The organism is Polaromonas potterensis (genome assembly GCF_033446725.1).
Taxonomy (GTDB): domain Bacteria; phylum Pseudomonadota; class Gammaproteobacteria; order Burkholderiales; family Burkholderiaceae_C; genus Polaromonas.
In genome coordinates this window covers 1-24,215 of record NZ_JAWQLX010000008.1, presented here as the reverse complement: position 1 = coordinate 24,215, position 24,215 = coordinate 1, and the positions used below count along the sequence as shown (strand labels likewise).

General features: G+C 57.7%; 22 protein-coding genes and 1 tRNA gene. 9 read left to right on the top strand and 14 right to left on the bottom strand.

Annotated elements, in window-relative coordinates:
- Nucleotides 1-265: 265 nt before the first annotated feature.
- Genes R6254_RS14855 through R6254_RS14845 form a run of 3 tightly spaced genes read right to left on the bottom strand, consistent with a single transcriptional unit; the run spans nucleotide 266 to nucleotide 1,663 of the window.
- Nucleotides 266-586 (bottom strand): hypothetical protein, encoded by a 321-nt coding sequence (locus R6254_RS14855; protein ID WP_318407924.1) that lies wholly within the window; start codon nucleotides 584-586, stop codon nucleotides 266-268.
- Nucleotides 579-1,067, bottom strand: coding sequence for an HAD domain-containing protein (locus R6254_RS14850; RefSeq protein ID WP_318407923.1), 489 nt, complete (start codon nucleotides 1,065-1,067; stop codon nucleotides 579-581). The genes R6254_RS14855 and R6254_RS14850 overlap by 8 nt, the downstream gene beginning before the upstream one ends.
- 14 nt (nucleotides 1,068-1,081) lie before the next feature.
- Entirely contained in the window at nucleotides 1,082-1,663 is a 582-nt protein-coding gene (locus R6254_RS14845) for a hypothetical protein (protein WP_318407922.1), read from the bottom strand.
- A 130-nt stretch (nucleotides 1,664-1,793) separates the two neighbouring features.
- Between R6254_RS14845 and R6254_RS14840 the strand changes: the two genes are divergently transcribed.
- Entirely contained in the window at nucleotides 1,794-2,369 is a 576-nt protein-coding gene (locus R6254_RS14840; RefSeq protein WP_318407921.1) for a hypothetical protein, read from the top strand.
- A gap of 191 nt (nucleotides 2,370-2,560) precedes the next feature.
- Here the strand turns inward: R6254_RS14840 and R6254_RS14835 are convergent, their stop codons facing one another.
- Nucleotides 2,561-2,920 (bottom strand): helix-turn-helix transcriptional regulator, encoded by a 360-nt coding sequence (locus tag R6254_RS14835; protein WP_318407920.1) that lies wholly within the window; start codon nucleotides 2,918-2,920, stop codon nucleotides 2,561-2,563.
- Between the two features lie 483 nt (nucleotides 2,921-3,403).
- Between R6254_RS14835 and R6254_RS14830 the strand changes: the two genes are divergently transcribed.
- Entirely contained in the window at nucleotides 3,404-4,492 is a 1,089-nt protein-coding gene (locus R6254_RS14830; RefSeq protein ID WP_318407919.1) for a replication initiation protein, read from the top strand.
- 283 nt (nucleotides 4,493-4,775) lie between these two features.
- Here R6254_RS14830 and R6254_RS14825 read toward each other — a convergent pair whose 3' ends face one another.
- From R6254_RS14825 to R6254_RS14790, 8 genes are all read right to left on the bottom strand, one after another.
- Nucleotides 4,776-6,119: a type II toxin-antitoxin system HipA family toxin gene (locus R6254_RS14825; protein ID WP_318407917.1), complete on the bottom strand. Its 1,344-nt coding sequence runs from the start codon at nucleotides 6,117-6,119 to the stop codon at nucleotides 4,776-4,778.
- 46 nt (nucleotides 6,120-6,165) lie between these two features.
- Complete coding sequence (locus R6254_RS14820) at nucleotides 6,166-6,507, bottom strand: helix-turn-helix domain-containing protein (protein ID WP_318407916.1); 342 nt, start codon at nucleotides 6,505-6,507, stop codon at nucleotides 6,166-6,168.
- A 316-nt stretch (nucleotides 6,508-6,823) separates the two neighbouring features.
- A complete protein-coding gene (locus R6254_RS14815; protein WP_318407914.1) occupies nucleotides 6,824-10,231 on the bottom strand; it encodes a DEAD/DEAH box helicase family protein in 3,408 nt (1,135 codons plus the stop codon).
- Nucleotides 10,232-11,344: a restriction endonuclease subunit S gene (locus R6254_RS14810; protein ID WP_318407912.1), complete on the bottom strand. Its 1,113-nt coding sequence runs from the start codon at nucleotides 11,342-11,344 to the stop codon at nucleotides 10,232-10,234. It lies immediately after the preceding gene.
- The gene (locus R6254_RS14805; RefSeq protein ID WP_318407911.1) at nucleotides 11,341-12,891 is read right to left on the bottom strand and encodes a class I SAM-dependent DNA methyltransferase; all 1,551 of its coding nucleotides are present in this window, start codon (nucleotides 12,889-12,891) and stop codon (nucleotides 11,341-11,343) included. The genes R6254_RS14810 and R6254_RS14805 overlap by 4 nt, the downstream gene beginning before the upstream one ends.
- A gap of 416 nt (nucleotides 12,892-13,307) precedes the next feature.
- Nucleotides 13,308-14,849: a site-specific integrase gene (locus R6254_RS14800; protein WP_318407909.1), complete on the bottom strand. Its 1,542-nt coding sequence runs from the start codon at nucleotides 14,847-14,849 to the stop codon at nucleotides 13,308-13,310.
- A 303-nt stretch (nucleotides 14,850-15,152) separates the two neighbouring features.
- Nucleotides 15,153-15,229, bottom strand: a tRNA-Pro gene (locus R6254_RS14795).
- 18 nt (nucleotides 15,230-15,247) lie between these two features.
- Nucleotides 15,248-16,231, bottom strand: a complete 984-nt coding sequence (locus R6254_RS14790) for a polyprenyl synthetase family protein (RefSeq protein WP_318407908.1) — start codon at nucleotides 16,229-16,231, stop codon at nucleotides 15,248-15,250.
- Between the two features lie 162 nt (nucleotides 16,232-16,393).
- On the opposite strand from R6254_RS14790, the gene rplU reads away from it, so the two are divergent.
- The 4 genes from rplU to proB all read left to right on the top strand — a co-directional run bounded on the left by rplU (nucleotide 16,394) and on the right by proB (nucleotide 19,421).
- Nucleotides 16,394-16,705: a 50S ribosomal protein L21 gene (rplU, locus tag R6254_RS14785; protein ID WP_011481797.1), complete on the top strand. Its 312-nt coding sequence runs from the start codon at nucleotides 16,394-16,396 to the stop codon at nucleotides 16,703-16,705.
- 27 nt (nucleotides 16,706-16,732) lie between these two features.
- Nucleotides 16,733-16,990, top strand: a complete 258-nt coding sequence (gene rpmA / locus R6254_RS14780; protein WP_318407905.1) for a 50S ribosomal protein L27 — start codon at nucleotides 16,733-16,735, stop codon at nucleotides 16,988-16,990.
- Between the two features lie 120 nt (nucleotides 16,991-17,110).
- A complete protein-coding gene (gene cgtA, locus R6254_RS14775; protein WP_318407903.1) occupies nucleotides 17,111-18,196 on the top strand; it encodes an Obg family GTPase CgtA in 1,086 nt (361 codons plus the stop codon).
- 88 nt (nucleotides 18,197-18,284) lie between these two features.
- Nucleotides 18,285-19,421, top strand: a complete 1,137-nt coding sequence (proB, locus tag R6254_RS14770) for a glutamate 5-kinase (protein WP_318407901.1) — start codon at nucleotides 18,285-18,287, stop codon at nucleotides 19,419-19,421.
- Here proB and R6254_RS14765 read toward each other — a convergent pair.
- Nucleotides 19,411-19,905 (bottom strand): CNP1-like family protein, encoded by a 495-nt coding sequence (locus R6254_RS14765; RefSeq protein ID WP_318407899.1) that lies wholly within the window; start codon nucleotides 19,903-19,905, stop codon nucleotides 19,411-19,413. The two genes, proB and R6254_RS14765, sit on opposite strands and share 11 nt — an antisense overlap.
- Nucleotides 19,895-20,569, bottom strand: a complete 675-nt coding sequence (locus R6254_RS14760) for an RNA pyrophosphohydrolase (RefSeq protein ID WP_318407897.1) — start codon at nucleotides 20,567-20,569, stop codon at nucleotides 19,895-19,897. Before R6254_RS14760 ends, R6254_RS14765 begins: the two co-directional genes overlap by 11 nt.
- Nucleotides 20,570-20,672: 103 nt before the next feature.
- Between R6254_RS14760 and R6254_RS14755 the strand changes: the two genes are divergently transcribed.
- The 3 genes from R6254_RS14755 (at nucleotide 20,673) to R6254_RS14745 (ending at nucleotide 24,012) form a co-directional block, all read left to right on the top strand.
- Nucleotides 20,673-22,415, top strand: a complete 1,743-nt coding sequence (locus R6254_RS14755; RefSeq protein ID WP_318407896.1) for a proline--tRNA ligase — start codon at nucleotides 20,673-20,675, stop codon at nucleotides 22,413-22,415.
- On the top strand, nucleotides 22,412-23,059 hold the full coding sequence (locus R6254_RS14750) for a lytic transglycosylase domain-containing protein (protein ID WP_318407895.1): 648 nt from the start codon (nucleotides 22,412-22,414) through the stop codon (nucleotides 23,057-23,059). Before R6254_RS14755 ends, R6254_RS14750 begins: the two co-directional genes overlap by 4 nt.
- Before the next feature lie 185 nt (nucleotides 23,060-23,244).
- Nucleotides 23,245-24,012, top strand: a complete 768-nt coding sequence (locus R6254_RS14745; RefSeq protein WP_318407893.1) for an MHYT domain-containing protein — start codon at nucleotides 23,245-23,247, stop codon at nucleotides 24,010-24,012.
- The last annotated feature ends 203 nt before the right edge of the window (nucleotides 24,013-24,215 follow it).

Here is a 24,215-nt window from a genome sequence, read left to right as displayed (position 1 = left end):
CGGCAGTGAAGAGATTTGCATTTCTGGGGTCAGAAGTTTTAGTGGGCGGGCATTGAATTTCCTCAAGTCGCTCAGCGTCAGACGGAGAGGAATTGGGTAGATGGGTTTCTTTCATGGAGCCTTCTTTCAATAAAAATACTCAGCGTACGAAATTCCGGGAATGCCCATCCCGTAAAAATTTCAAGTGCCGCATCAAGCAACTGGCCCTGCAACGCAGCAGGGCGCAGTCATGACGCACTCGTAAGCCTGCGACATGACCATGGCCTCAGAGGCGCTCTCGTAGACGCCCTATTAACCAAGTAATTTCAATGGGAGAGATATCCCAGCCTTGGGTTCGTGCGCTTTTTTCTACTTTCTGAAGCAGCGCTTCGCGCGACCATTCTGGGTGCTCTGTCTGCTTGCGCTTGCAATAGACCAAAAGCTGCTGTATCAGGTCTTCACACATTTCATAGCGCTCAAGCAGCTCCTCGTCGGTCATCCCTACGATGTAACATCCATCAATCAGGCGCGCAGCCAGCTTAGGCTGAGCTCCAGGAATCGCTGCTGGCCAAGGGTCACGTGGAAATGATGCTGGAATCTCAGCCATGGCACATTCTTCTAAGTTTTTCCTGAAACTCAGCTAGCACAGTCGGCTCGCTGATGCCCTCGAGCGCGTGGGTTCTGACCAATTTTTCCAGGCACCACGCCGGCCAACCCAGCCCGTCATCGTCAAGGGCCAGCCAATCGCGGGGACTACGCTTCACGACGTCAGTCCATACTTGCATCCCCCGTGGTTCATCCACGAAATTCTGCTCGCTCATCCGCGAATGGATGGTCGCTCCAACAACCCTTTCTCGCAAAGAGGGACGCAGTTGCTTGGCTGCGTACGTGCGGCCGAAACGTCTTGCCCACGTTGTCGAAAGCACAAGTTTTACCTTGGGATATGGCGCCAGTACTTGCTCGAGCAACTCTGCGTGCTGAAACAGCACGTAGCCGTCTGGAGCACAAGAGATGTAAGGCCCCACCTGCGGATGCCACTGGACATTTTCGTGGTGCAGCACGCCATCAAAATCTAAATAGAGCAGCAATTCTCCTGTCCCTCTCATTGGGGCCTCGCGACAGGAAGAGAACACACTGGGGTGCAGAGAAACCGCGGCAAGCGACTGTACAAAAAACGGGCAGCCATTCCCACCAGAACGCTAGCAACATCACGCCCACCGGATGATTTAGGAACCAATAGCCGTACTTCAGTGCGCTCTGCATCGGCCCCGGTTATTGTCATAACCGCTTGCCAAGTCGATGAATCAACCTGAACCGTCACACGACCAGGTTGACCCTCTGGGTCTTGAAGCGTCAATTGAGCCGAGCGCCAGCGACCGATTCCGAGAATTGGTACAGCGTCTACTGAGTTTTCTCCGACAGCGGCCCATACCAGTAGCAGTTCCCGAAACTCCGGCGATTCGGGGATATCGGCACGCACGATGCTTGAGAACACGGTCGGCCCATACCAGTCGACCGAGCCCACTACATAGGCCGGGTCTAGAGCTATGGGATATATCGTTGCACTGATGCACTCGCCATTGTGGCCTTCGACTTGAACGAGCAGTTCCGACGCCCCATCGAGACTGTCTACTAGGTCTTGCATTTCTGCGGCGCTGAGCGAAAGAGGTTGTTTCGTGTTCATGTGCCTCACTGTGACTCGGCACGGCATGAAGTGGCAAGGGCCGAAACATGAAGCGGCACTTCATGCCAGGGGGATTTCCAGCGCTCGCTACACGTCAGGACAGCAATTGGCTGTCGTAGACCATTTCTATATGAGCAACAACACTCGAAACCATTTAAAGACATCACTGACCGAAGGCCTTGACGACGAACCATTGCTACGCATGCTGGTTGCCGAAGCCGCCCGCCGAGGCGATACGCTGAACTCCTTAGCCAAGCATCTTGGTGTGACGTACTCACGCCTGGCGCAATGGCGGCGCAAGCAGGCAACCATTGCGAATGCACAGCGGAGCGTTCACATTCAGGCTGCGGCATACCTCGGACTACCTCCCGTTCTCGCATTTGTGCTTGCGGGCGTGGTCACTCTTCCCGACTTCATTTGGCCGGCCCCGGAATCTCTGGACAGTCGCCTTCGGCAGGAAATTGAGGCAATGCGACAGGACCCCCTTTTGGGAGGCTTTGTGCCCCAAGAACTTGCATCAGCATCACGAACAGTTCTCATGTTCGTCGCCTTCTTGTATTCCGAGTTGCATCGACGTCCAGGGGCTCACTACCGTGGTCAGCAATGGTTGTCGATGCTTCACGAGGCAATGAATTCGCATGACGGAATATTGCGCGCTGCTGAAGCACCAAAATCCAGTCCTTCAACTTCGAGAGGCATCTTCTAACCAAGCCCCCTTTTTTCGCACCCCTTTACCGGGGTGCCTTTTTTATCCATAGCCAGCTGGGAGTCCAGATGGCAGAAAAAAAGGAATAACGAAGCGGCCGCTTCTGATTTCCTCATCCCGTTTCTCACTCCCAAAAAAAGTGCTTTTAGGAAAGTGCTGAGTAAAAAATACTGGCGCCTTGGAAATTCAAATTACGCATTGGATAGTGCGAGGAATTTTTTAGTGTTGCGAGCATTCATTCGTTCCACGGCAGGGACGGGCGTTGTTTTTTTACTAGGTTTTGTGATGCAAGAGCCGAAGTTCGTTCCCATGGAATTTTTATTTTCCTCTGTCGACTCATCAGTCAGAAAAAAACTCTCTAGCCAGGTGTGGATAGTTTTTGGGTGCCAAATTGGCTCCCGTCCGAGGTATTTCGGCGCGGGGAATTTTCCTTCCTTTACACGGTTCTCGATGGTTTTCGTACAAACATTCATCAAATTGGCCACATCCGACTTGAACATTAGTTTGGGAAGTTCTGGATGGCAGGAGCATGTGTTGGGAGAGACTGGCATAAGACGGTATCCAATGAGTTTGTATCAACTGTCTAGCAACTGACCGGACATTTTTTTATCCCATAAAACGCCGTTGCTTCCTAAAGTGTTTCGGATAGTCACCGGCGCTGCAATATCTCAAGGCCGCAGGTACAAGGCACGTCTGTCGCATTACGGCTGGTAACCGTGAAAGCGCGTGGGCGGTTGGGTCCAGAGTTCATGTCTTCACTCACCCGCGAAGCGAGTTTCCCTAGAAGCGCAGTTGAGCTTCGGGGGGCGGTGACCGCACATTTCCGAATCGCCTAATCGAGTACAGCTCTTGCGCGAACAGCGAGAAACGTTTTAATTCCCCAAGATTCTGACGAACATCGCTACACGACGTCTACAGGCAGCACAGGGCAGCCTGAACCGACGCCCCACTCCCAACCCGACCAAGCAGGGGGATAGGGCGCACAGGACATCGAATGAATCGAATCGCGACACGGTCTCCGCATTGGAGATACCGTGGGAACATCCATATTGCAGCACTTGAATAGTGCTGAAATCAACAGAGCACACGCCATCGCCCTTTTTGCAGACCCAGACCGCCTTGCACGCAAACCACGTTGCAGTAGAACAAAGGAATTCAGTCAGATTCGAAGTGCACCACACGCTTTGACTCACGCATATATCCAGCCGAATAGCCCCATTGCATTCAGTCGGTTAGTGTTTGACTTGGATTGGCATCAACGAAAGCATAAATTCCATAACCTTCCGCTGCGATTTTTGGCGGAATGTGACGCGTGGGAAAACGAGCTTTCGCTCCCATCACCAAATTGGATTGCGTTGTCTCGGGATAAAAACAGCGCCCATATTGGATACGAATTGAGCACTCCAGTCGGCCGTCACGCCCATGCGCGGGCCCACCCCCTGAACTATCTTGCGGCGATAGAGACCTCCATGGGAGAAAAGCTGGGAGCTGATGTTGGGTATTCAGGCGCGCTCTGCAAAAATCCGCTGAACGAAGCGTGGGATTTCTACGGCGGTTACAAACACGGCCGGGAATTAGGTGAACTGGCAGAGTGGGTAACCCTGCCGGAACGAAGATTCGAGCGTCTCAACCGCACGCCCTGTGGTGAGGTGGGCCGCAACGTCTTCCTTTTCGACAAAATCAGATTCTGGGCTTATGACCACCGGAAAAACTTTCGGGCGTCAACGTACGAAATTTGGGAGCAAGCGGTGATTGCGTCGGCCATCGCCATCAACGCCGAAAACTACGACCATCTGCCGTTTCTAGCCGGCCGAGGCCTTCTCCCCATGGCAGACTGCACGCATGTGGGCAAAAGCGTTGCCCGATGGACGTGGCTCCACCATGGGACGCGCACGCTCACTGCTGCGTTTAGCAAGTTGCAGTCGCAGCGAGGTGCCAAAGGCGCGGCGGCATCCGCAGCGATGAAGCGGGAACGACGCGAGGAGCAAATCATCGCTGCAATCGCGCAACTAACCGCGAGTGGAGAGCTTGCAACCAGAGGCAAGGTCGCCAAGCTTATCGGTTGCTCAAAGTCGACCCTATCGGAAAACTACAAGCGTTTCTTCCAGGGCACTTTGCAATGAGGGGGTGTTCGGTTAGGCCTGTATCAGAGGTAAACCCCGAAGACCACCAAAAAGATGGGGCCCGGTCTTTGAGGACAGCCGCCAAGCAAAAGGCAGCAATCCATCAAACGCTCCTACGTACATCCAGTTGTAGGGGGTGCGAATTTTTGGGTGGACGGGGTAGTCAGTCGACACAAAAGTGGCTATTCAGAATACCGTGTGGAAACGGCCTGCCGCCACCGGTGAAACTCCCCACCAAAAAACATTTTCTTTGTGCGACCACAAAGGGCCCGGGCGCGGCGAGTCAGGGCAGCAACTTGCGAGTGCCCGCAGTGCTAATGTCGTCCATGTGCCTGAACGCGGGTGCAATCTTGGCGATGTCGTCGGCCGAGACGCCCGAGCGCTCGAACGACACCTTCCACTCCCGGACGACCCGGCAGACCTCTGCCATCAGCTCGCAAGCGCGAGCCCGGCTCAACGAGAACATCGGATGCCCCTCCAGCGCGTTGTCGAGCGTTGCGAGGCGACCCTGCGGACCAATACCCAGGTGAAGAAAGCGCTCGGTCGCTAGGCTAGGCCGCGGCAGCACGTCGTAGAGCGGGCTGAGCCGCCAACCGGACAGCCGAGGGTCCCAGAGGAAGCCGTGGTTGCGCAGGTGGTCGTCGTCGTTGCTCGCGAAGATGTTGAACACCATCCGCTTGAAGAGCTCTTCATTGTCCGCGCGAATCACGCTTGGATGGCAATACCGGCGCACGGCGATGGCCAGGTCGGCATAGGATTTTGTCCGCGACTCGGTTTCGTCACATCCCACCATGGTCAGGCCACTCACGAAGCCCATGCGGCGCTCGGTCAAGCCGTCGGCGGGTACGAGCATCAAGTCCGTTGCCGTGGTGTGCAGCGTCCCCTGCGCCAGCCAGTAGCGGTCAAAGCGCCGAATCATCATGATGCGGCGGTCGCCGAGAATGCGCGTGGTCACAGGGGGCACGTTCAAGCCTGCCTCCCGTGCGAGCACCAGCGAAGCACATTCGACTGCAGGGATGTCGAAGGCGTCATTTTTGCTTTGAAATTTCGCGAGACACAGGGCGCCGCTCTCGTCGCGCACAGACGCTTTGGGTCGGGCGCCGCCGAGTGCTGTCCCAGCCATGAAGATGGTTTCCAGGTTGGCCGGGATGTCTTCTCCCGCCTCAATACGCTCCGCGGCCTCCATCAAGTAAGCGAGCGCGTGAACGCCGCCGGTGGCGCCCGTTGGCTCATCCAAGATGCTGGAACGGATGTCCAGCGCGCCGACCCGCTCGCTGCCTGCATGCAGCAGGTAGTGCGACTCGGCCAGGCTGTTTGCAGGCACCTTGAGCTTGGCCTCGATAACCCGACGTCCCCAGGAGTCGGGCGCGGCGTCACGAATGCCGCCGAAGCTCACCAGGTTGTTGGCCGGCAGCAGCAGCTTGCCCTTGACGGGCTGCGGCCCGTGGATAGTCAGGCTAACCGGGTCGACCTCCAGGGCATCGGCTCGATTCAGGTAGTTCAGGCCGTAGGCGAAGCGCGATGCCAGCAATTCAGGGCCCTGCTCGGTCATCGTGAGCTGCCCGCAAGGCGCCCAGCCTTCGCCCAGGTGCGCGAAGGTCATCAGCTTCAGTTCTTTGGCCGCCATGAAAATCCCGCTTTAGTTGAAAGGCACTACCGGTGCGAGGCTGGATTTAGAAGTTCAAGTCGTCGAGTTCAGCGGCGCTCAGGTCGCGAACGCGCCTTGTCGACTCCCGGGCCTGCAGGGCAGTCAGCGCGGGGTCGGCTTGCGTCAACAGGTCTGCCAGCGTGGTGCCTGGCGCGATGGCCTCCAGGTATCGAAGCACTTGCCCAATCGCCAGGCCGGGGTCTCCCTTCTCCAGGCGGTAGGCCGTATTGCGCGAGAGCCCTGCGCGCAGCGCTGCATCGGCCTGCTTGACCTTACGCGCCTGGCGCAAGCGCGCAAGGAGGTGTCCGAGGTCGACGACCTCCTGGGCGAGGTGCGTGCTGAGCACTGCCGATTGCTGTACTTTCATGTTCGTCAAATCATCCAATATGGCGCTAAAGCTTGATTTAACGAGCATAGTACTCCGACATAGGTGTACCGTCAATCTATGCTTTATTAATCGAGCATAGTGGCGACAATGATTGATTTAACGAGCTTTTTACCGAGATGCCGAGCGCTTACCATCTTGGACGGTTGGCCTTTAGCAGCACACTTCTCTCCGCGAGCCGCCGCTGACTGCTGCACGGTGCGATGGGTCTGGCCAACGACGCCGCAGGCCGTTTCCACACGATATTCCGGATAGCCGATATGGGTGTGGGGGACGAAGCCTTTATCTCAAGTTACGCTCAAGCCACCGCCCGCTCCCAAATCTCATCCAGCACCCGCACCATCTCTGTCACCCTTCCTGGCGGAAACAAAGCCTCCGGCCCCTGCTGGCTGATGTCGGTAAACGGCGACTCATACAGCCGTGTCGCATCCATCACACCGTTCTCCGTCAGGTATTGAACAATGAGGTCTATGAACTCCAACTGGCTGGCCGTAGCAGTCGTTCCCACCACGAACTGACTGAACGCCTGCTTGGCTGTCTCCCGGTCCAGCCCCACCAGGGAGCGTATGAAGATGCCCAAGCCGTGGCTTTGCTCAGTGGCTTGCTGGATGACCTCGACCGTACCCCCGGCCTGCACCAGCATCTTGCCCAGCTCTTCCAGGTCGGATGGTGTCAACGGCTGATTGCGGCGCAAGCGTTGCAGGGACAGGTGGCTTTCATGGGCCTTGAGAAACTGGCGCGCCTTGTCCTTGAACTTAGCCAGATTCATGCCGGTGCTGACGCCGGGCAGGGTAATCGTCGTGCTCTCACCCAGCTCGTCCTCGAAGTCGGTGTAGACGACATTCTTCTTGCTTTTTTCAATCAGCTTGACCAGGGCGCGCAGTTTCTTGCGTGCGGCCTCCAACATGGCCACAGTCACGTCTTCCCACCACTCGTCACCGGCAATGGACTGAATTAAGACCATCTGCGCCTTGATGGCTGGAATGGCGTCTTGCTCCTCTAGCGCGCTGGCAATGGCCTGCATGCGCTCGCGCAGGCTCACAAAGTCAGGCTGGGCTTGCAAAATGGCCAACTGGGTGCGCAGCACCAGCATGTCAAAGCGTTTGGCTTCTTCATCGTTGTCCAGCAAGGCCGTGGGCAGGTCAGCCACCTGCTGGCTTAACTCACCGTGGCTGTCACCGTCCAGGGTGTGCCAAGCTTCCAACTTGGCGAATTTCTCGACCGATTTGCGACGGTGCCGGACCACAAAGTTGTCCAGGTTCATGGCCGCTACCTGCTGATGCAAAAAGCCAGCCAGCTCGCCGCGCAACTGCTCGTCTGTGAGCTGGTCACCATACGCGGCTTGAGCTTCGGCCACATGGGTTCCCGCTGCCACCCGTTTGTCCAGCTCGGCAATCATTTCCAGCCGTGCTCGAAACAGCCGGGTGCTCAGCGGCACCGGGGCCTTGCCGTTGTCCGGAGGCAGTTCCTGGTTGAAGAACTCCAGGTTCTGGCAGTAGTCAAAGACGTTGAAGAACTGTTTGTTATGACCCGGCCCATACAAGTCTGGGCATAAACGCGTGCCCCGGCCAATCATCTGCCAGAACTTGGTCTTGGAACGGATGACCTTGAAGAACACCAGATTGACCACCTCTGGCACGTCAATGCCGGTATCAAGCATGTCCACAGAGATGGCGATGTGCGGCATGCCCTCTTTGATGGAGAACTCATCAATCAGGCTTTGCGCATACTCGGTCTTGTACGTCACCACGCGGGCGAACGCGCCCTTGAAATGTGGGTAATTGATGTCAAAACGTTCGGCAATAAAGTCGGCGTGGGCGTTGTTTTTGGCAAAGATGATGGTCTTGCCCAGGCGGTCGCCACCGGCCACCTTCTCACCCTGGGTCATCAGGTGGCCCAGCACCTTGTCCACGGTGTCGGTGTTGAACAACCACTTATTCAGTGAAGCCGAATCAACCGTATCGGGAATGTTGCCATCCTCATCCCACTCCAGCGCGTCCCACTGTTCCTTCTCTTCTTCAGACAGGTCCTGGTACTTGATACCCTCGCGCTGGTACTTCAGCGGCACCGAAATGGCACGGGGTGGTACCAAATAGCCTTCTGACACGGCCTCATCCAGACCATACACATCGGTCGGAACGCCACTTTCCAGGTCAAACAGGCCGTAGGTGTTGTGGTCGATTTCGTCTTTGGGCGTGGCGGTCAGGCCCACCAGCATCGCGTCAAAGTAATCAAAGATGGCGCGGTACTTCTGGTACACCGAGCGGTGCGCCTCGTCGATGATGATGAGGTCAAAATGCCCGACGCCAAAGCGGCGCTGGCCATCGGCGGCATCATCAATAAGCCCCATCATCGTCGGATAGGTCGAGACAAACACCCGGCCATCGGTGTGCTTCTCGCTCACCAGATTGACCGGTGACGAATCTGGCAGGTGCGTCTTGAAGGCGTTCACCGCCTGCTTGACCAAGGCTACCCTGTCGGCCAGGAACAGGATGCGTTTGGCCCAGTTGCAGCGCATCAGTACGTCGGCCAGGGCGATGACCGTGCGCGTCTTGCCGCTGCCGGTGGCCATCACCAGCAAGGCTTTGCGCTGGTTCTCGACTTCAAAGGTTTCACCAATGCGGCGCACGGCCCGGTTTTGGTAATAACGCTCGATGATGGCGGGGTCGATGACGGCGTCAGCCAGCTTCTTGCGACTGGTGCGGCGTTGAATCAAGAGTTCGAGTTCCTGCTTCTTGAAGAAGCCCTGCACCGGCCGCGGCGGGTAACTGGCATCGTCCCAAATCCAATGCTCGTAGCCATTGGAATAAAAAATGATGGGTCGCTGGCCGTATTGGGCTTGCAGGCAATCGGCGTACAGCTTGGCCTGCTGCTGGCCCACGGTGGCGTCCTTGCGAGTGCGCTTGGCTTCCACCAGCGCCAGCGGCTTGCCGTCATCGCCCCACAGCACATAGTCCACAAAGCCAACACCCTGGTTGTTGGGCATGCCGCTGACTTCGATTTCAAAGTTCTTGGTATCCAGTTGCCAGCCTGCTTCTTTGAGCAGCAGGTCGATGAAATAGTCGCGTGTCTCGGCTTCGGAATAGTCGTGTGTGTCTGGCTGGGCGCTGTTGACCTTCTTGGCGGCGGCTACTTCCTCGCGCAGCTTTTTGAGCTCATCGTCCAGCGCGGCTTTGTCGAAGAGTAGGGCCGAAAGCTTTTCGTCACGGGCCTGCAGGTCAGCTTCCAGCTTCTGGAGCTGGTCAATCGACTGGAGCTGGACCGGCGATGCTGGGACGGCTGTCGGCAGCATCGCCGGCACAAAGCGCAGGCCAGGGTCCGGCCGTGCATTCTGGCCGTAGGTGCGCGCTAGCCAGTAGCAAAAGTGAAACAGCTCGCGGGTAGCCGTGACCGCATCCACCGGAAGTATTTTGCGGGTGCTGTGCACAGCCAGATTGCCCAGGTCCTTGATGAGCTTGGCCTTGGTGAAAATCGCATCGCCTGCGGTTTCACGAAAGCTGGGTTCATGAATTAGTGCACTCAGGTGGTCCTGATAGGGCAGGCGCAGGGACTTGTCATGCTTGTAGAGCCAGTCCACCGCCAGTTCCAGCGTGCGTCGGGCATAAAAGCAGGAAGTTCGGGCATCCGTGTTCGCCATTCCTTCGGCCTTGATGGCCGCGCCGTAGAGGACCGACCATTCAGACTGGAGGAAGGCGAAGTTGCTCATTTATAGTTCGCCTCGGAAGGCTCGGTGCTGAAGGGATGCGAACAGTCTATCTAACTCCTGTAACGCAGTGCGGTGGGTGGATTTGAGGGCTTCGAGAGTTTGAATGCGGGTGGCAAATGATTGCTGGAGGGGCAATGAAGGAGTAGGAATGTCCAAGCCCCGCAAAATAGCCAGATTGATGTTCTTTTGCGCAGACTCAGGGGCCGAATCTTCAAGGGCCTTTTGTAGAAAAGACAACCAAACCCGCACGAATTCAACTGTGGCTGGGTCATCAGCACGAAAGCCCACAACGCTATCTGGAAAGCATGCATCAAAAGTCAGAATGCCGGTCTTGGCAATATTGGCCGCAATAGTGATGCAAAGCGTACCCGCTGGCCATATCTTGCTTTGCCTCAGTCCAATGTCAGAATAGGTATGCGTGTAATCGCGGATGTAACCATCACAGTTGGATACCTCACCTGTTTGAACCAACGGATGACTACCACCAAGCAACTCAGGAGCATTGCGCGGACGGTGTTTTGAAACACCACGGTCCAGCGTACCAACGTCACCAAATCTTGCAAGGGGCCAGCCTCGTTCGTTGCGAACAGGGTCCCCAAACATCTCAATGAAAATCGACTGCGTGAGGCTGTCCAGCTGCGCCAAGGCTTCCCGGCGCTTGGCTCTGAGCACATCGGCTTGGTCCAGCATAGCGGCGATACGGCGCTGCTCGGGCACCGTGGGAACCCTGATGGGCTCGCCATGAATCAGGTTGCGATTCAGCGTAGGAACTCCGGCACCTTGAGAGAAACGTTCAAGACCAAACGATTGCAACATGTAGTACACCCATTTAGGGTCGTTCCCATGGAAATCGGTCACATACAAAGATGTGTTCAATGGCCAAAAATCGCTTTCAACAAAGTGCACCTTTCCAATTGTTCCGCTTCGACCGGTAACTACACCCGGTCCCCTGCATTTGGCGCTTACATGAAACCCCACCGTGCCGTTAGCGGCAAATATTGGATGCGGTCCATCTGAACGGTCTTGAACAGGTAAGTCATAGCCACGCTTCAATGTTGCAACTTCAATCAACGGCCTAGTAATCCATTCACACTGGTTGGCTAAGACATTCAATTCAACATCCCCTCAAGCTCTTTCATCCCCGCCTGAATTTCCGCTTCCAGCACCACCAGCTTCGCCAGAATTTCCTTCGGCGGCAGGTGTTCGCTCACTGAATGCACCACTTCCTTGTAGCGGTTGATGGACAAGTCATAGCCGTTACCCACAATGTCGGCCTTGGGCACACAGAAACTCTGGTTAGTGCGGTCACGTTCCAGCTCTCCGGCATCCCGCTCGCTCCAGCGGGTAAGCACGTCCGGCAGGTTGTTCTTGGCATGCTCTGCTTCTGATAGCTGACTGCGCCCGTCCTTCATGCTCTGGAAGCCTAATTTATCCTCAGAAAGCAGCGGCTGGCGCTTGTCGTCCAGGCTCCAGCCATCGGCCTTCATATCGTAGAACCAGACGTTATCCGTGCCACCCGAGTTGGTCTTGGTGAACAGCAAAATCGCCGTGGACACGCCCGCATAAGGCTTGAAAACACCCGAGGGCAGCGAGATGATGGCGTCCAGCTTTTGCTCTTCCACAATCATGCGGCGCAATTCCTTGTGCGCCTTGCTGGAGCCAAACAGCACGCCGTCTGGCACGATGACGGCCGCCCGGCCACCGGGCTTGAGCAGGCGCAAAAACAGCGCCAGAAACAGCAGTTCGGTCTTTTTGGTCTTGACAATGGCCAGCAGGTCTTTGGCCGTGCCCTCGTAATCCAGAGAGCCGGCAAAAGGCGGATTGGCCAGAATCAGCGAATACTTTTCCGCGTCCCCCGCATGGTCCTGCGCCAGTGAGTCCTGGTAGCGGATGCTGGGGTTGTCCACGCCGTGCAGCGCCATGTTCATGCTGCCGATGCGCAGCATGGTGTTGTCAAAGTCGTAGCCGTGGAACATGCCGTGGTGGAAGTGCTCACGGGACACGGCATCACGCAGGATTTCAGGGTGCTTTTCGCGCAGGTACTCGCCGGCAGCCACCAGGAAGCCGCAGGTGCCACTGGCGGGGTCACAAATCACGTCTTTGGCGGTGGGCGCAGTTAACGCCACCATCAGCCGGATGAGATGGCGGGGCGTGCGGAACTGGCCGTTTTGCCCTGCGCTGGCAATCTTGCCCAGCATGTACTCGTAAATGTCGCCCTTGGTGTCGCGGTCTTCCATTGGCACGTGGTCCAGCAGGTCCACCACCTTGGCCAACAGGGCCGGTGTCGGGATGGTGAAGCGGGCATCCTTCATGTGCTGGGCGTAGGTGGAGCCATCGCCGCCCATGGCGCGCAGGAACGGGAACACATGCTCGCCAACGACCGTGTACATCTCCGCCGGTGCGAAGTTCTTGAAGCGCGACCAGCGCAGGTCGTTGTAGTCGCGGCCCTTTTCGTCGTTGCCTTCAGGGAAGGTGCGGCGCTCAATGGGCTTGCCCAGGCGCACGGACTTGTTTTCTTCCAGGGTGTGCAGGTCGTCCAGGCGGCGCAGAAACAGCAGGTAAGTAATTTGCTCCATCACCTCCAGCGGGTTGGAGATGCCGCCGGTCCAGAATGAATTCCAGATGGCGTCGATTTGGCTGCGTAGTTCGCCAGTTAGCATGTATGCGGTTCCTGATTGTTGTTGCGGGCAATGGTATCAAGCCCTAGCCCCTGCGCAGTTAGGATAGAAGCAAACAGGGCCAGACAAAAAAAAGCCCGCTCGATTTTGAATCGAGTGGGCTTAGATGGCTTGTTCTTTAGTCAGTCGGCCGGCAGCTTGGCGCCGCATTGGATTCTGAGCACAAAGTTACACCAAAGCAAAATTTAGCCTGTCGGCAAGTAAAGCATAAGTGGAGAAAAGGGCTACTTATGCTTAACGGCACAGAGTGGCTTTCCCCTCCCCACCTGCAATCAGGCAAAAAGGCGTCACATTGGCCAGTTGCAGGGTGACTATTAAAAGAGGAGCTCATTAGAAATCAATGTAGCTCCCCAGCCACCACTAATAGAGATAGCGCACGCCGTAAGCCCCGGGGCGCACTATGCTGCCGAGCGAAAATTCACTGCGATGACATTCGTCGCGACCGGCTGCAAAGTCGTTGCGGATGTGGTCGGCCCGACCTCCTCGACTCCAAGAAACATCAGGTCAGTGTGTTTGAGCCGACTCCTCCCGTTGTGAGTCATCGCAGCCAGACGCGCTGCTTCGGCGGCATCCAGGCGTTTTGCAATGGCTGTTGGCATCATGTGTGTGTATCGCGAGAGCGACCGCAAGTCGCGATGGCCGCTAAATGCCTGAAGGTCGAGCACTGTCGGGAAAAGACCTGATTCCGCGGCACGGCTGATGGATTCGTGACGCAGGTCGTGCAGGCGCAAGTCCTGAATATGCGCACTTTCACACATGCGCTTCCAAGCGTTTCGCAGTTCTCGGTCGCTGATATCAAACACTAGGTCCGAGCTGCGCGGCAGACGTTCCATCAATTCCATAAGGTCGAGGCGCAGAGACAAGTCTCGCGGACGTCCGTTCTTGGTCTTATGAAGGTGAGCAGTCTGCTTCTCAAAGTTGACCCGGTCCCAACACAGGCCCAGTGTCTCGCCACGTCGTCCGGCTGTGGCCAGCTGAAATTGAACCAAGGTTTCTAGGGTCGGCACGAGGACGTAGCTGCGGAGTGCTTCCGGAGAGACCGCCTCCCGGGCTTCTTTGATAACTTTTTTGGCCCCGTACTTTGACGCTTGTGCGGCTGCGTCTGCCCTAGCGGGCTGGAGCAGTTCTTGCACGCGTAGCTCGATGGAACGAAGCTGGTCTTCGTGTCGGGCTGCATCGAGAAGACGTATTTCTTCATCGCCTTCCAGCCTGCGATTGCGTTCGTCAAAGAATGCCGGCCGACGTACCCCGTCAAGTGGAAAACGGTCCAAGTAGTAGCCCCAAGTCTTTGTCGCTACCGTGTACACAGCGCGCAGCAGGTCCAATTGTCTGCAGACCGTGCTGGGTACAACCTCTTCGAGTCGGTCTGCGATGAAGTCCTCAATTTCGACTGCGGTCACGTCGGTGATGGGCTTGTTGAGCCATTCGAGACCCACCATGGGCGTTCTATTCGCGCCGATTTTGGTCACCATGTAGCCGAGCTCTATTTGTTCTCGCTGTCGGGCCGCAATGCGTTGCGCCAGCTCATGGTTGCTGTCGGCGACCATCGCCCGCAGGATGACGGCATAGTTATCGCCGCCTTTGAGTTTTGGACATTCATCTCTGATGTACCGATGGATGAGTTCTGCGGTTGTGACCGTGCGGGCTGCGGTGTAGTCACGAAAGAGCCCGCGTGACTTCTCAGCCTCGACGGTTTTGATAAAGGCGTCTGCCTCTTCTGTCGAGCCAAAGGTCGTGATTTGGTCGGCATAGCCTTTATTGCGTACGCGGACCTGGATGACGTCCGTGGCCTGGGTGACCGACGGTTTGAGCTTTTTGGCTCTGAGTTCTTCGAGATAGGCTTTGACGTCCTTGAGTCGGAAGTACGGGAAGCGGCGCTCGAGCTCGGGATGGCGGGGAACGGTGACGATGTAGCGGGAACGGTTCTGAACGGTAGCCATAAGAATCTCCAAAAAAGTTGACTTGAAGACTCGTGTAGGCACACGCACCGAAAAACTGTTTTTGACTTGCGTTATAAGCGCCTGAAACGGGCAGTTATAAGCAAAAAACAGCTCGGCTCAGGGGAGGATACTGATGGTTGCCCGGAGAAATCCGGCGCAATTCAGCGAGTCCGGACGAAGGTCACGGAAGGTGTCGGAAATCTCATTTGGAGCAGATTTGGAGCAGATTGTCAGTTTTTGCTGCTTTTTTGGGCAGCGCACTGAACCTGCTTTTGCCAAGTAGTTGATTTACTTAACAATTTCTGGTCGGGGTGAGAGGATTCGAACCTCCGGTCTCTACGTCCCGAACGTAGCGCTCTACCAGGCTAAGCTACACCCCGACAAGTGCTGAATCAGCCTCAAGAACGGCGTTGCAGCAGTTGAGAAGCCAATTGTAGCAAGGCCTCGCTATAAGGGTTGTGCCCCAATACCGCCAGCGCCTGGATGGCCCGTTGCGCCTCCGCCGCCGCCGCATCGCGGGTCGCCTGCAGGGCGCCGGTCTGCCTGACGATGGCCACAATTTGCGGCAACTGCTCGGTTCCGCCGGTTTCTATGGCGTGGCGGATGATGTCCTGCTCAGCGGCCGTGCCGCGCTGCATCGCGATGATCAGCGGCAGCGTGGCCTTGCCTTCACGCAAATCATCGCCCAGGTTTTTACCCATTTCTGAGGCATCACCGTCATAGTCCAACACATCGTCGATCACCTGGAACGCCGTCCCCAGCGCCTGCCCGTAGTCGGCGCAAGCGCGTTCGATGTCGGCCGGGGCCTTGGCCAGCAAGGCTGCCAGGCGCGCACTGGCTTCAAACAGCTTGGCGGTCTTGGAGCGGATCACCCGCAAATAACCCTCTTCCGACAGGCTGGCGTCATGCATGTTCATCAGCTGCAAAACCTCGCCTTCGGCAATGATGTTGGTCGCCTCTGCCAGGGTTTGCATGATGCGCATGTCCCCGGCATCCACCATCATCTGGAAAGCCCGGGAATACAAAAAATCCCCCACCAGAACACTGGCCGGGTTGCCAAAAGCCGCGTTGGCGGTCGCCCGGCCCCGGCGCAAGGTGGACTCATCCACCACATCATCGTGCAGCAAGGTGGCGGTGTGGATGAACTCCACCACGGCCGCCAGATTGAAACGCTGATCGCCCTGGTAACCCAGGGCGCCACACATCAGCAGCAGCAGCGCGGGGCGCAGACGTTTGCCGCCAGCGGCGACGATGTACTGGGACACCTGGCTGACCAGCAACACTTCGGAGCTGAGGCGTTGTTCGATCACCACGTCCATGGCGCGCATGTCGCCGGCAATCAAGGCAAGCGCTGCGGCGGTGCTAGAAGAATTTACAGACAAAACGGTCCAGACATGAAATTTCAGGAATTATAGGAAGCATGCGCCCGCCGTGCTCCCCGAAAATCCGGGCGAATGGTGGCGCATGGGCAAAATATCTGTCCCGTGCTAGAATATAAGGCTCTGTGGAAATCCGTCCGCAGAACTCAATTTACGAGGTCTCACATGTACGCGGTCATAAAAACCGGCGGCAAACAATACAAAGTTGCTGCTGGAGAAAAAATTAAAGTAGAACAGATTGCTGCGGACGTAGGCCAAGAGATCGTTATTGACCAGGTATTGGCTGTCGGCGAAGGCAGTGCAATCAAGGTTGGTACGCCCTTGGTGTCCGGCGCAACTGTCACAGTCACAGTACTGTCCCATGGCAGGCACGACAAAGTGCGCATTTTCAAAATGCGCCGTCGCAAGCACTACCAAAAACGCCAGGGTCACCGGCAAAACTTCACTGAACTGCAAATCGGCGCTATCGTCGGTTAAGCAGGGAAGTACCAGGAGTAACGAAAAATGGCACAGAAAAAAGGCGGCGGCTCTACGCGAAACGGGCGCGATTCCAAGCCCAAGATGTTGGGCGTCAAGAAGTTTGGCGGCGAAGTGATCAGCGCAGGTAGCATCATCGTGCGCCAGCGTGGCACCAAGTTCCATCCGGGCACCAACGTCGGCATCGGCAAGGACCACACCTTGTTTGCGCTGGTCCACGGCGAGGTTTCCTTCTCGACCAAAGGCTCGCTGAACAAGCACACTGTCAACGTGACCCCAGCGTAAGCTGATCACTTCGATGGCATCGAAGCCCCGCTTGGTCGGGGCTTTGTTGTTTTGGCTTTGCTTATTTAAACTATCCTCAGGATGCCGGGCGGCCCTCGCTGCCGGACACCTTTCCAAATCATGAAATTTGTTGACGAAGCCTATATTGACATCGCCGCAGGCGATGGCGGGAGTGGCTGCGTCTCCTTTCGCCACGAAAAATACAAAGAATTCGGTGGTCCGAACGGTGGTGACGGTGGACGCGGCGGGCATATTTACGCGGTCGCGGATGTCAACCTGAACACCCTGGTGGACTTCCGGTTTTCGCGCCGGCACGAAGCCCGCAACGGTGAACACGGTATGGGCTCGGACATGTTTGGCGCCAAGGGCGACGACATCATGCTCAAAATGCCGGTGGGCACCATCCTGACCGACTCCGAAACCGGCGAGGTTCTTTTTGAACTGCTGGTGCCGGGCGAGGAAATCCTGATCGCCAAGGGTGGCGATGGCGGCTTTGGCAACCTGCGTTTCAAGAGTTCGACCAACCGCGCGCCGCGTAGCAAAACACCGGGCTGGCCCGGCGAGCGCAAAAGCCTCAAGCTGGAGCTGAAAGTGCTGGCCGACGTCGGCCTGCTGGGCATGCCCAACGCTGGCAAGTCCACCTTCATCTCGGCCGTCTCCAACGCACGGCCGCGTATTGCCGACTACCCCTTCACCACCTTGCACCCCAACCTGGGTGTGGTGCGTGTCGGCCCCGAACAAAGTTTTGTGGTCGCGGATTTGCCTGGCCTGATCGAGGGCGCTTCCGAAGGCGCCGGTCTGGGCCATCTGTTTTTGCGCCATCTGCAGCGCACCCGCTTGCTGCTGCACATCGTGGACATGGCCCCGTTTGACGAAGGCGTGGACCCGGTCGCCCAGGCCAAAGCCATTGTGGGCGAGCTGAAAAAATACGACGCGGCCTTGTACGACAAGCCGCGCTGGCTGGTGCTCAACAAGCTCGACATGGTGGACGCGGACAAACGTGTCGCACTCATCAAAGATTTCGTCAAACGCTTCAAGTTCAAAGGCCCGGTGTTTGAAATATCGGCCTTGACCCGCGAAGGCTGCGAACACCTGATCAAGACGATTTACCAGCACGTCAAAAGTGTGCAGAAAAGCGAACAAGAGCCGGAAGAAATCGATCCGCGCTTTGCCGACCTGCCTCCCGAATCGCCGGCGGCCGACTGAAAGCGTTCCGGCTTTTCTCAGTTTTGCTATATAAACAATAGCTGCTTACGCCCATTGATAAAGGGCTAGAGCACTAAAATACCTGAACATGCACGAAAAAACAGGTTCCCAGGTTCTTCTCAACGCCAAACGCATTGTGGTCAAGGTCGGCTCCAGCCTGGTGACCGACGAGGGCCGGGGCCTGGATGCCGACGCCATCGGCCAGTGGTGCCAGCAACTGGCACAACTTGTCAAAGGCGGACGTGAAGTCATCATGGTCAGCAGCGGCGCCATCGCCGAGGGCATGAAACGCCTGGGCTGGGCCACCCGCCCCAAAGCCATCCACGAACTGCAGGCCGCCGCCGCCGTCGGACAGATGGGCTTGGTGCAGGTCTACGAAAGCCAGTTGCGCGACAACGGCGTCGGCAGTGCCCAGGTGCTGCTGACCCACGCCGACCTGGCCGACCGCGAACGTTACCTCAATGCCCGCTCCACCTTGCTGACCTTGTTGCAACTGGGTGTGGTGCCGGTGATCAACGAGAACGACACCGTCGTCAACGACGAAATCAAGTTCGGCGACAACGACACTCTGGGCGCGCTGGTCGCCAACCTGGTGGAAGCCGACGCGTTAGTCATCCTGACCGACCAGAAAGGCCTGTACACCGCCGATCCGCGCAAAGACCCCGACGCCCGCTTCGTCCACGAAGCCAGCGCTGGCGACCCCGCGCTGGAAGCCATGGCGGGTGGCGCCGGCTCCAGCATAGGCAAAGGCGGCATGATCACCAAAATCCTGGCGGCCAAACGTGCTGCCGGTTCCGGTGCCACCACCGTGATTGCCTGGGGCCGCGAACCTAACGTCTTGATCCGCCTCTCACAAGGCGAAGCCATCGGCACCCTGCTGGTGGCCCAGACGGCCAAAAACCAGGCCCGCAAACAATGGATGGCCGACCACCTGCAGTTGCGCGGCGCGGTCACGGTCGATGCCGGCGCCGCCGCCAAGGTACGCGACGAAGGCAAAAGCCTGCTGCCTATCGGCATGACCTCGGTGCAGGGTGAGTTTTCCCGGGGCGACGTGATTGCGGTGCAAGCCGCCGACGGCAGCGAAATCGCCCGCGGGCTGGCCAACTACGCCAGCGCCGAAGCCAGGCTGATCTGCCGCAAACCTTCAGCGGAGTTTGAAAGGCTGCTGGGCTACACCGGTGAAGCGGAAATGATCCACCGGACCAACCTGGTTCTTACCGGTTGAAGCGGCCGGCCTTGAGCTGGCGAACAATCTCATTGACCGACGACGCCTGCGCGGCGCTGTCGCAAGCGCCAGCCTTGGCAAACTGCAACGCGTGTTTGGAAGGTATGTTGTCAAATACCGAGCGCCACTCAGGATTGTCCACCTGACGCCACACACCCTCCGGGGTCTGGCGCGCATAGGTCTTGAACTCGCCGGTGGCGCAGCGCAAGCCCTCGTAAAACACATTGCGCGCGCCGCTGGCGCTGCTGGCCACCATCACGTAACGAAGCACACCATCACCCGTGATGCGCAGGGCCGCCGGGTCCACACCGTACACCAGCGATGAATTCGGCGAGACCTCAAACGTCAGTAATTTCTTGATGTCATAGGCGGGCGGCGGCGGGACCTCGCTTTCCTTCCAGTCCATCGCCTCCACATCGCGTTGCGCCCAGGCCGACAGGGACAGGCTCAGCAAACAGGCCAAAGCCAGCGGTTTAATGCTCATGTTTTTCATGGGTGGACGCCGCGGCCATGCTGGTTTGCGGGTCGGGTTCAAAAGTGGCACCGGGTGGCAACTCAAAAGACGCGCCGGGCAACCCCTGATGCTCCATCCCCATGTCACCTGGGTCGCGCTGGCGCATGCCGCCGCGCAGGTAACGGTTGCGGTGATCCGGGCGCGGCTCGAAACGTGTATCCACACGCGGCACAAAACGCGACAACTCGGTCAGCGCCATTTCGTAAACGCCGCGCTTGAACTCCACCACCACATCCAGCGGCACCCAGTAGTCATTCCAACGCCAGGCGTCGAACTCCGGATGGTCTGTGGCGCGCAGGTTCAAGTCCCAGTCGTGACCGACCAGTTGCAGCAGGAACCAGATTTGTTTCTGGCCTTTGTAATGTCCACGCGCATCGCGGCGGATAAACCGGTCAGGCACCTCATAGCGCAACCAGTCCCGGGTACGGGCAAGCACCTGCACATGTTGCGGCATCAGCCCCACTTCCTCATGCAGCTCGCGAAACATGGCCTGCTCGGGATTTTCGCCCCGATCAATGCCACCCTGCGGAAACTGCCACGAGTGGGTACGGATACGTTTGCCCCAAAATACCTGACTTCTCTGGTTGAGCAAGATGATGCCGACGTTGGGCCGAAAGCCGTCCCGGTCAAGCATAATCAAACCTCAATTTTTTAAACTGAGTCCATTATGCACAGCGAAGGCCACCGCGCCAAGCGTGCAGCGGCGACTCCAGTGCTACAACCCAAATAAATCGCCCATGAAAGCCTCCCAGTTCTTCATTTCCACCCTCAAGGAAGCGCCAGCCGATGCCGAGGTGGTCAGCCACCAGCTGATGATGCGTGCCGGCCTGATCAAAAAACTGGGCGCGGGCATCTACAACTACATGCCCATGGGCTTGCGCGTGATCCGCAAGGTCGAGGCCATCGTGCGCGAGGAAATGAACCGCGCCGGCGCCATCGAAATGAGCATGCCGGTGATCCAGCCGGCCGAGCTCTGGCAGGAAACCGGGCGCTTCGACAAGATGGGTCCCGAGCTGCTGCGTATCAAGGACCGCCACGGCCGCGATTTTGTGGTCCAGCCGACCAGCGAAGAAGTCATCACCGACGTGATGCGCCAGGACATCCGCAGCTACAAACAACTGCCGAAAAACCTGTACCAGATCCAGACCAAGTTCCGCGACGAACGCCGGCCGCGTTTTGGCCTGATGCGCGGGCGTGAGTTCATCATGAAAGACGCCTACAGTTTTGACCGCGACCAGGCCTCGGCCAAGGCCAGCTACCAGGTCATGGCCACCGCTTACCGCCGGATTTTTGACCGTTTTGGCCTGACCTACCGCGCCGTGGCCGCCGACAGCGGCGCCATCGGCGGCGACCTGAGCGAAGAGTTCCAGGTGATTGCCGCCACCGGTGAAGACGCCATCGTTTATTGCCCCGGCAGCGACTACGCCGCCAACATGGAAAAAGCCGAAGCACTGGCGCCACAGGGCGAGCGCAAAGCCGCCACGCAAGCCATGAGCAAAACGGCGACCCCGGGCAAAGCCACTTGCGCCGAGGTAGCTGAGCTATTGTCCATTCCGCTGGAGACCACCGTCAAGTCGCTGGTGCTGGCCACCGACACGCTGGATGAAGCCGGCAAGGTCGTCAAGACCCAGGTCTGGCTGCTGTTGCTGCGCGGCGACCACGAGATGAACGAAGTCAAGGTCGGCAAGGTGCCCGGCCTGGCGGATTTCCGCTTCGCCACGCTGCCCGAGATCGAGGAACACTTTGGCTGTAAACCCGGCTACCTGGGCCCGCTAAATTTGCAAAAACCGGTCAAGCTGGTGGTGGACCGCGAAGTGGCGGCACTGGCCGACTGGGTCTGCGGCGCCAACGAAATCGACTTCCACACCACCGGCGTCAACTGGGGCCGCGACTTGCCCGAGCCCGAGCTGGTGGCCGACCTGCGCAAAGTGGTGGCGGGCGACGCCTCGCCCGACGGCAAAGGTCCGTTGGCGATTGAGCGCGGCATTGAAGTTGGCCATGTGTTTTACCTGGGCACCAAATACAGTCAGGCCATGAATGCCACTTTCCTCGGTGAAAATGGCAAGCCGCAGTTCCTGGAAATGGGTTGCTACGGCATAGGCATCACGCGCCTGCCGGCCGCCGCCATCGAGCAAAACCACGACGACAAAGGCATCATCTGGCCGGATTCGATTGCACCTTTCACCGTGGTGCTCTGCCCCATCAGCCCCGACCGTTTCCCTGATGTCCAGGTCGCAGCGGACAAGCTCTACAGCGAATTGCTCGCCGCTGGCGTGGACGTGATCCTCGACGACCGCGGCGAACGTCCCGGCGCCATGTTCGCCGATTGGGAGCTGATCGGCGTGCCGCACCGCGTCACCATCGGCGACCGCGGGCTCAAGGAAGGGCACGTCGAGTACCAGCACCGCCGCGACACCGAAGCCAGCAAGATGGGCGTGGACGAAGTCCTGGCCCTCCTGAAAGCCAAACTCGCGGCATGACCGCACGGCCACCGGACCTTGCCCCCACAACAAGGAGAAAGTGCCTACAGTCCTTGTCGGCAGGCACTTTATTACTCTTTTTTTCAGAGCAAAGCAAGGCCGGTGCACAAATTGAAGAACCGCTGATCGACTCGGTCCGCACCGCGCTGAGCTCAGCCGTTCTGAGGCAGGCACCGCCGGTGCCCGAGTTCAGCGACACCGAAAGCCGCCTGGCCTATCTGCGCTGGCTAGGCGCCATGAGCGAGAGGCTCAAGAAGAAAAAACCCGAGTGGCAAATCCGCAAGGAGTTTTTGCAAACCATCTGGTACGAAAGCAAACGCGCAGGGCTGGATGTCGCGCTGGTGCTGGGCCTGGTCCAGGTCGAAAGCAACTTTCGCAAGTTCGCGGTCAGCCCGGTGGGCGCTCGTGGCTACATGCAGGTCATGCCCTTCTGGACACGCGTGATCGGTGACGGCGACACCGGCAAGCTGTTTCACATGCAGACCAATCTGCGTTTTGGCTGCGTGATCCTGCGCCACTACCTGGACCGCGAAAAAGGGGACCTGTTCCTGGGCCTGGGCCGTTACAACGGTTCACGCGGCAAGGCGGTCTACCCCGACGCGGTGCTGGGCGCACGAAAACTCTGGGAATTGAACGGGCGTTAAACCCGAATTCTGGCCTGCCCCCTCTTTCATTGATACTTTTGGCGTACAAATCAGCCTCCATCAAGGGGCTTGAATGCCCGCCTGGCGGGTCTCATGAGGTCTTTCAGCCCCTCGATAAATTCAGGATAGCCAAAAACGTAAAAAAGAGTAATCTTTTTGATTTGTAACTCAACCGAGGATTGAAAATGAATTCAGTTGTTGTGACAAGTTATCAGCCAACCTATGTTGCGCTGTCGTTTCTGGTGGCCTTTTTCGGCTCCTTCGTGGCGCTCACGGCCGCCACCCGCATCAAACTACCCAACGGAAAAGCCAGTTCTGCCAACACCTTGTCGGCGGGTGTGGCGTTGGGCGGCGTCGGTGTCTGGTCCATGCATTTTGTCGGCATGGTGGCGCTCAAGCTCAATGTGGGTGTCAGCTACGGCTTGACTGAAATAGTGATTTCGCTGCTGGCCGCCATTGCGGCGACTTCGCTGGCGCTGGCTTTTGTCGCCAAAGCCCCTGACCATCTCGCGCGCATCGCGGGGGCCGGCGCGGTGCTGGGCCTGGGCGTGGTGTTCATGCATTACCTGGGCATGTACGGTTTGAAGTTCAACGGTTTTATTCAATGGGACTGGGTCCGTGTGGCGCTGTCGGTGGTCATTGCCATCGTGGCAGCCACGGCAGCTTTGTGGTTGGCCTTTAAAACCCCAAACATTCCGATCCGGGTGGCGGCAGCCATCGTGATGGCGGTGGCCGTTTGCGCCATGCATTACACCGGCATGGGGGCGGCGGAGTTTATCTGCACCACGACCAACCTCACGGCAATCCCTCAAGGCTTGGGCTACATCAGCTCCTTCAAGCTGGGCGGCTGGGTGGCGATTGGCGCCATGAGCATGGCCTTCGTGATTTTCCTGGATCAATTTTTCCAAGCGTCCTCAAGCAAACCGGCCTTGCAAGCCGCGGCATCCAAATAAGCTTGCGACGCGTCTTATGAGCTCAAGGCCTGTGCCTGGAAAATTCAGGGAGTTGTCCTATTTTTAAGAAAAATAGGGCTCTAGTACGTTGACACATAAATAACGAAACATATATAAACTCTCGTTGTCGCCATTTGGCATACCGGAGTTTGATCATGCGCCAGACAGAACTGCACTTGACCGAGGAGGACCGCTCGGTCATT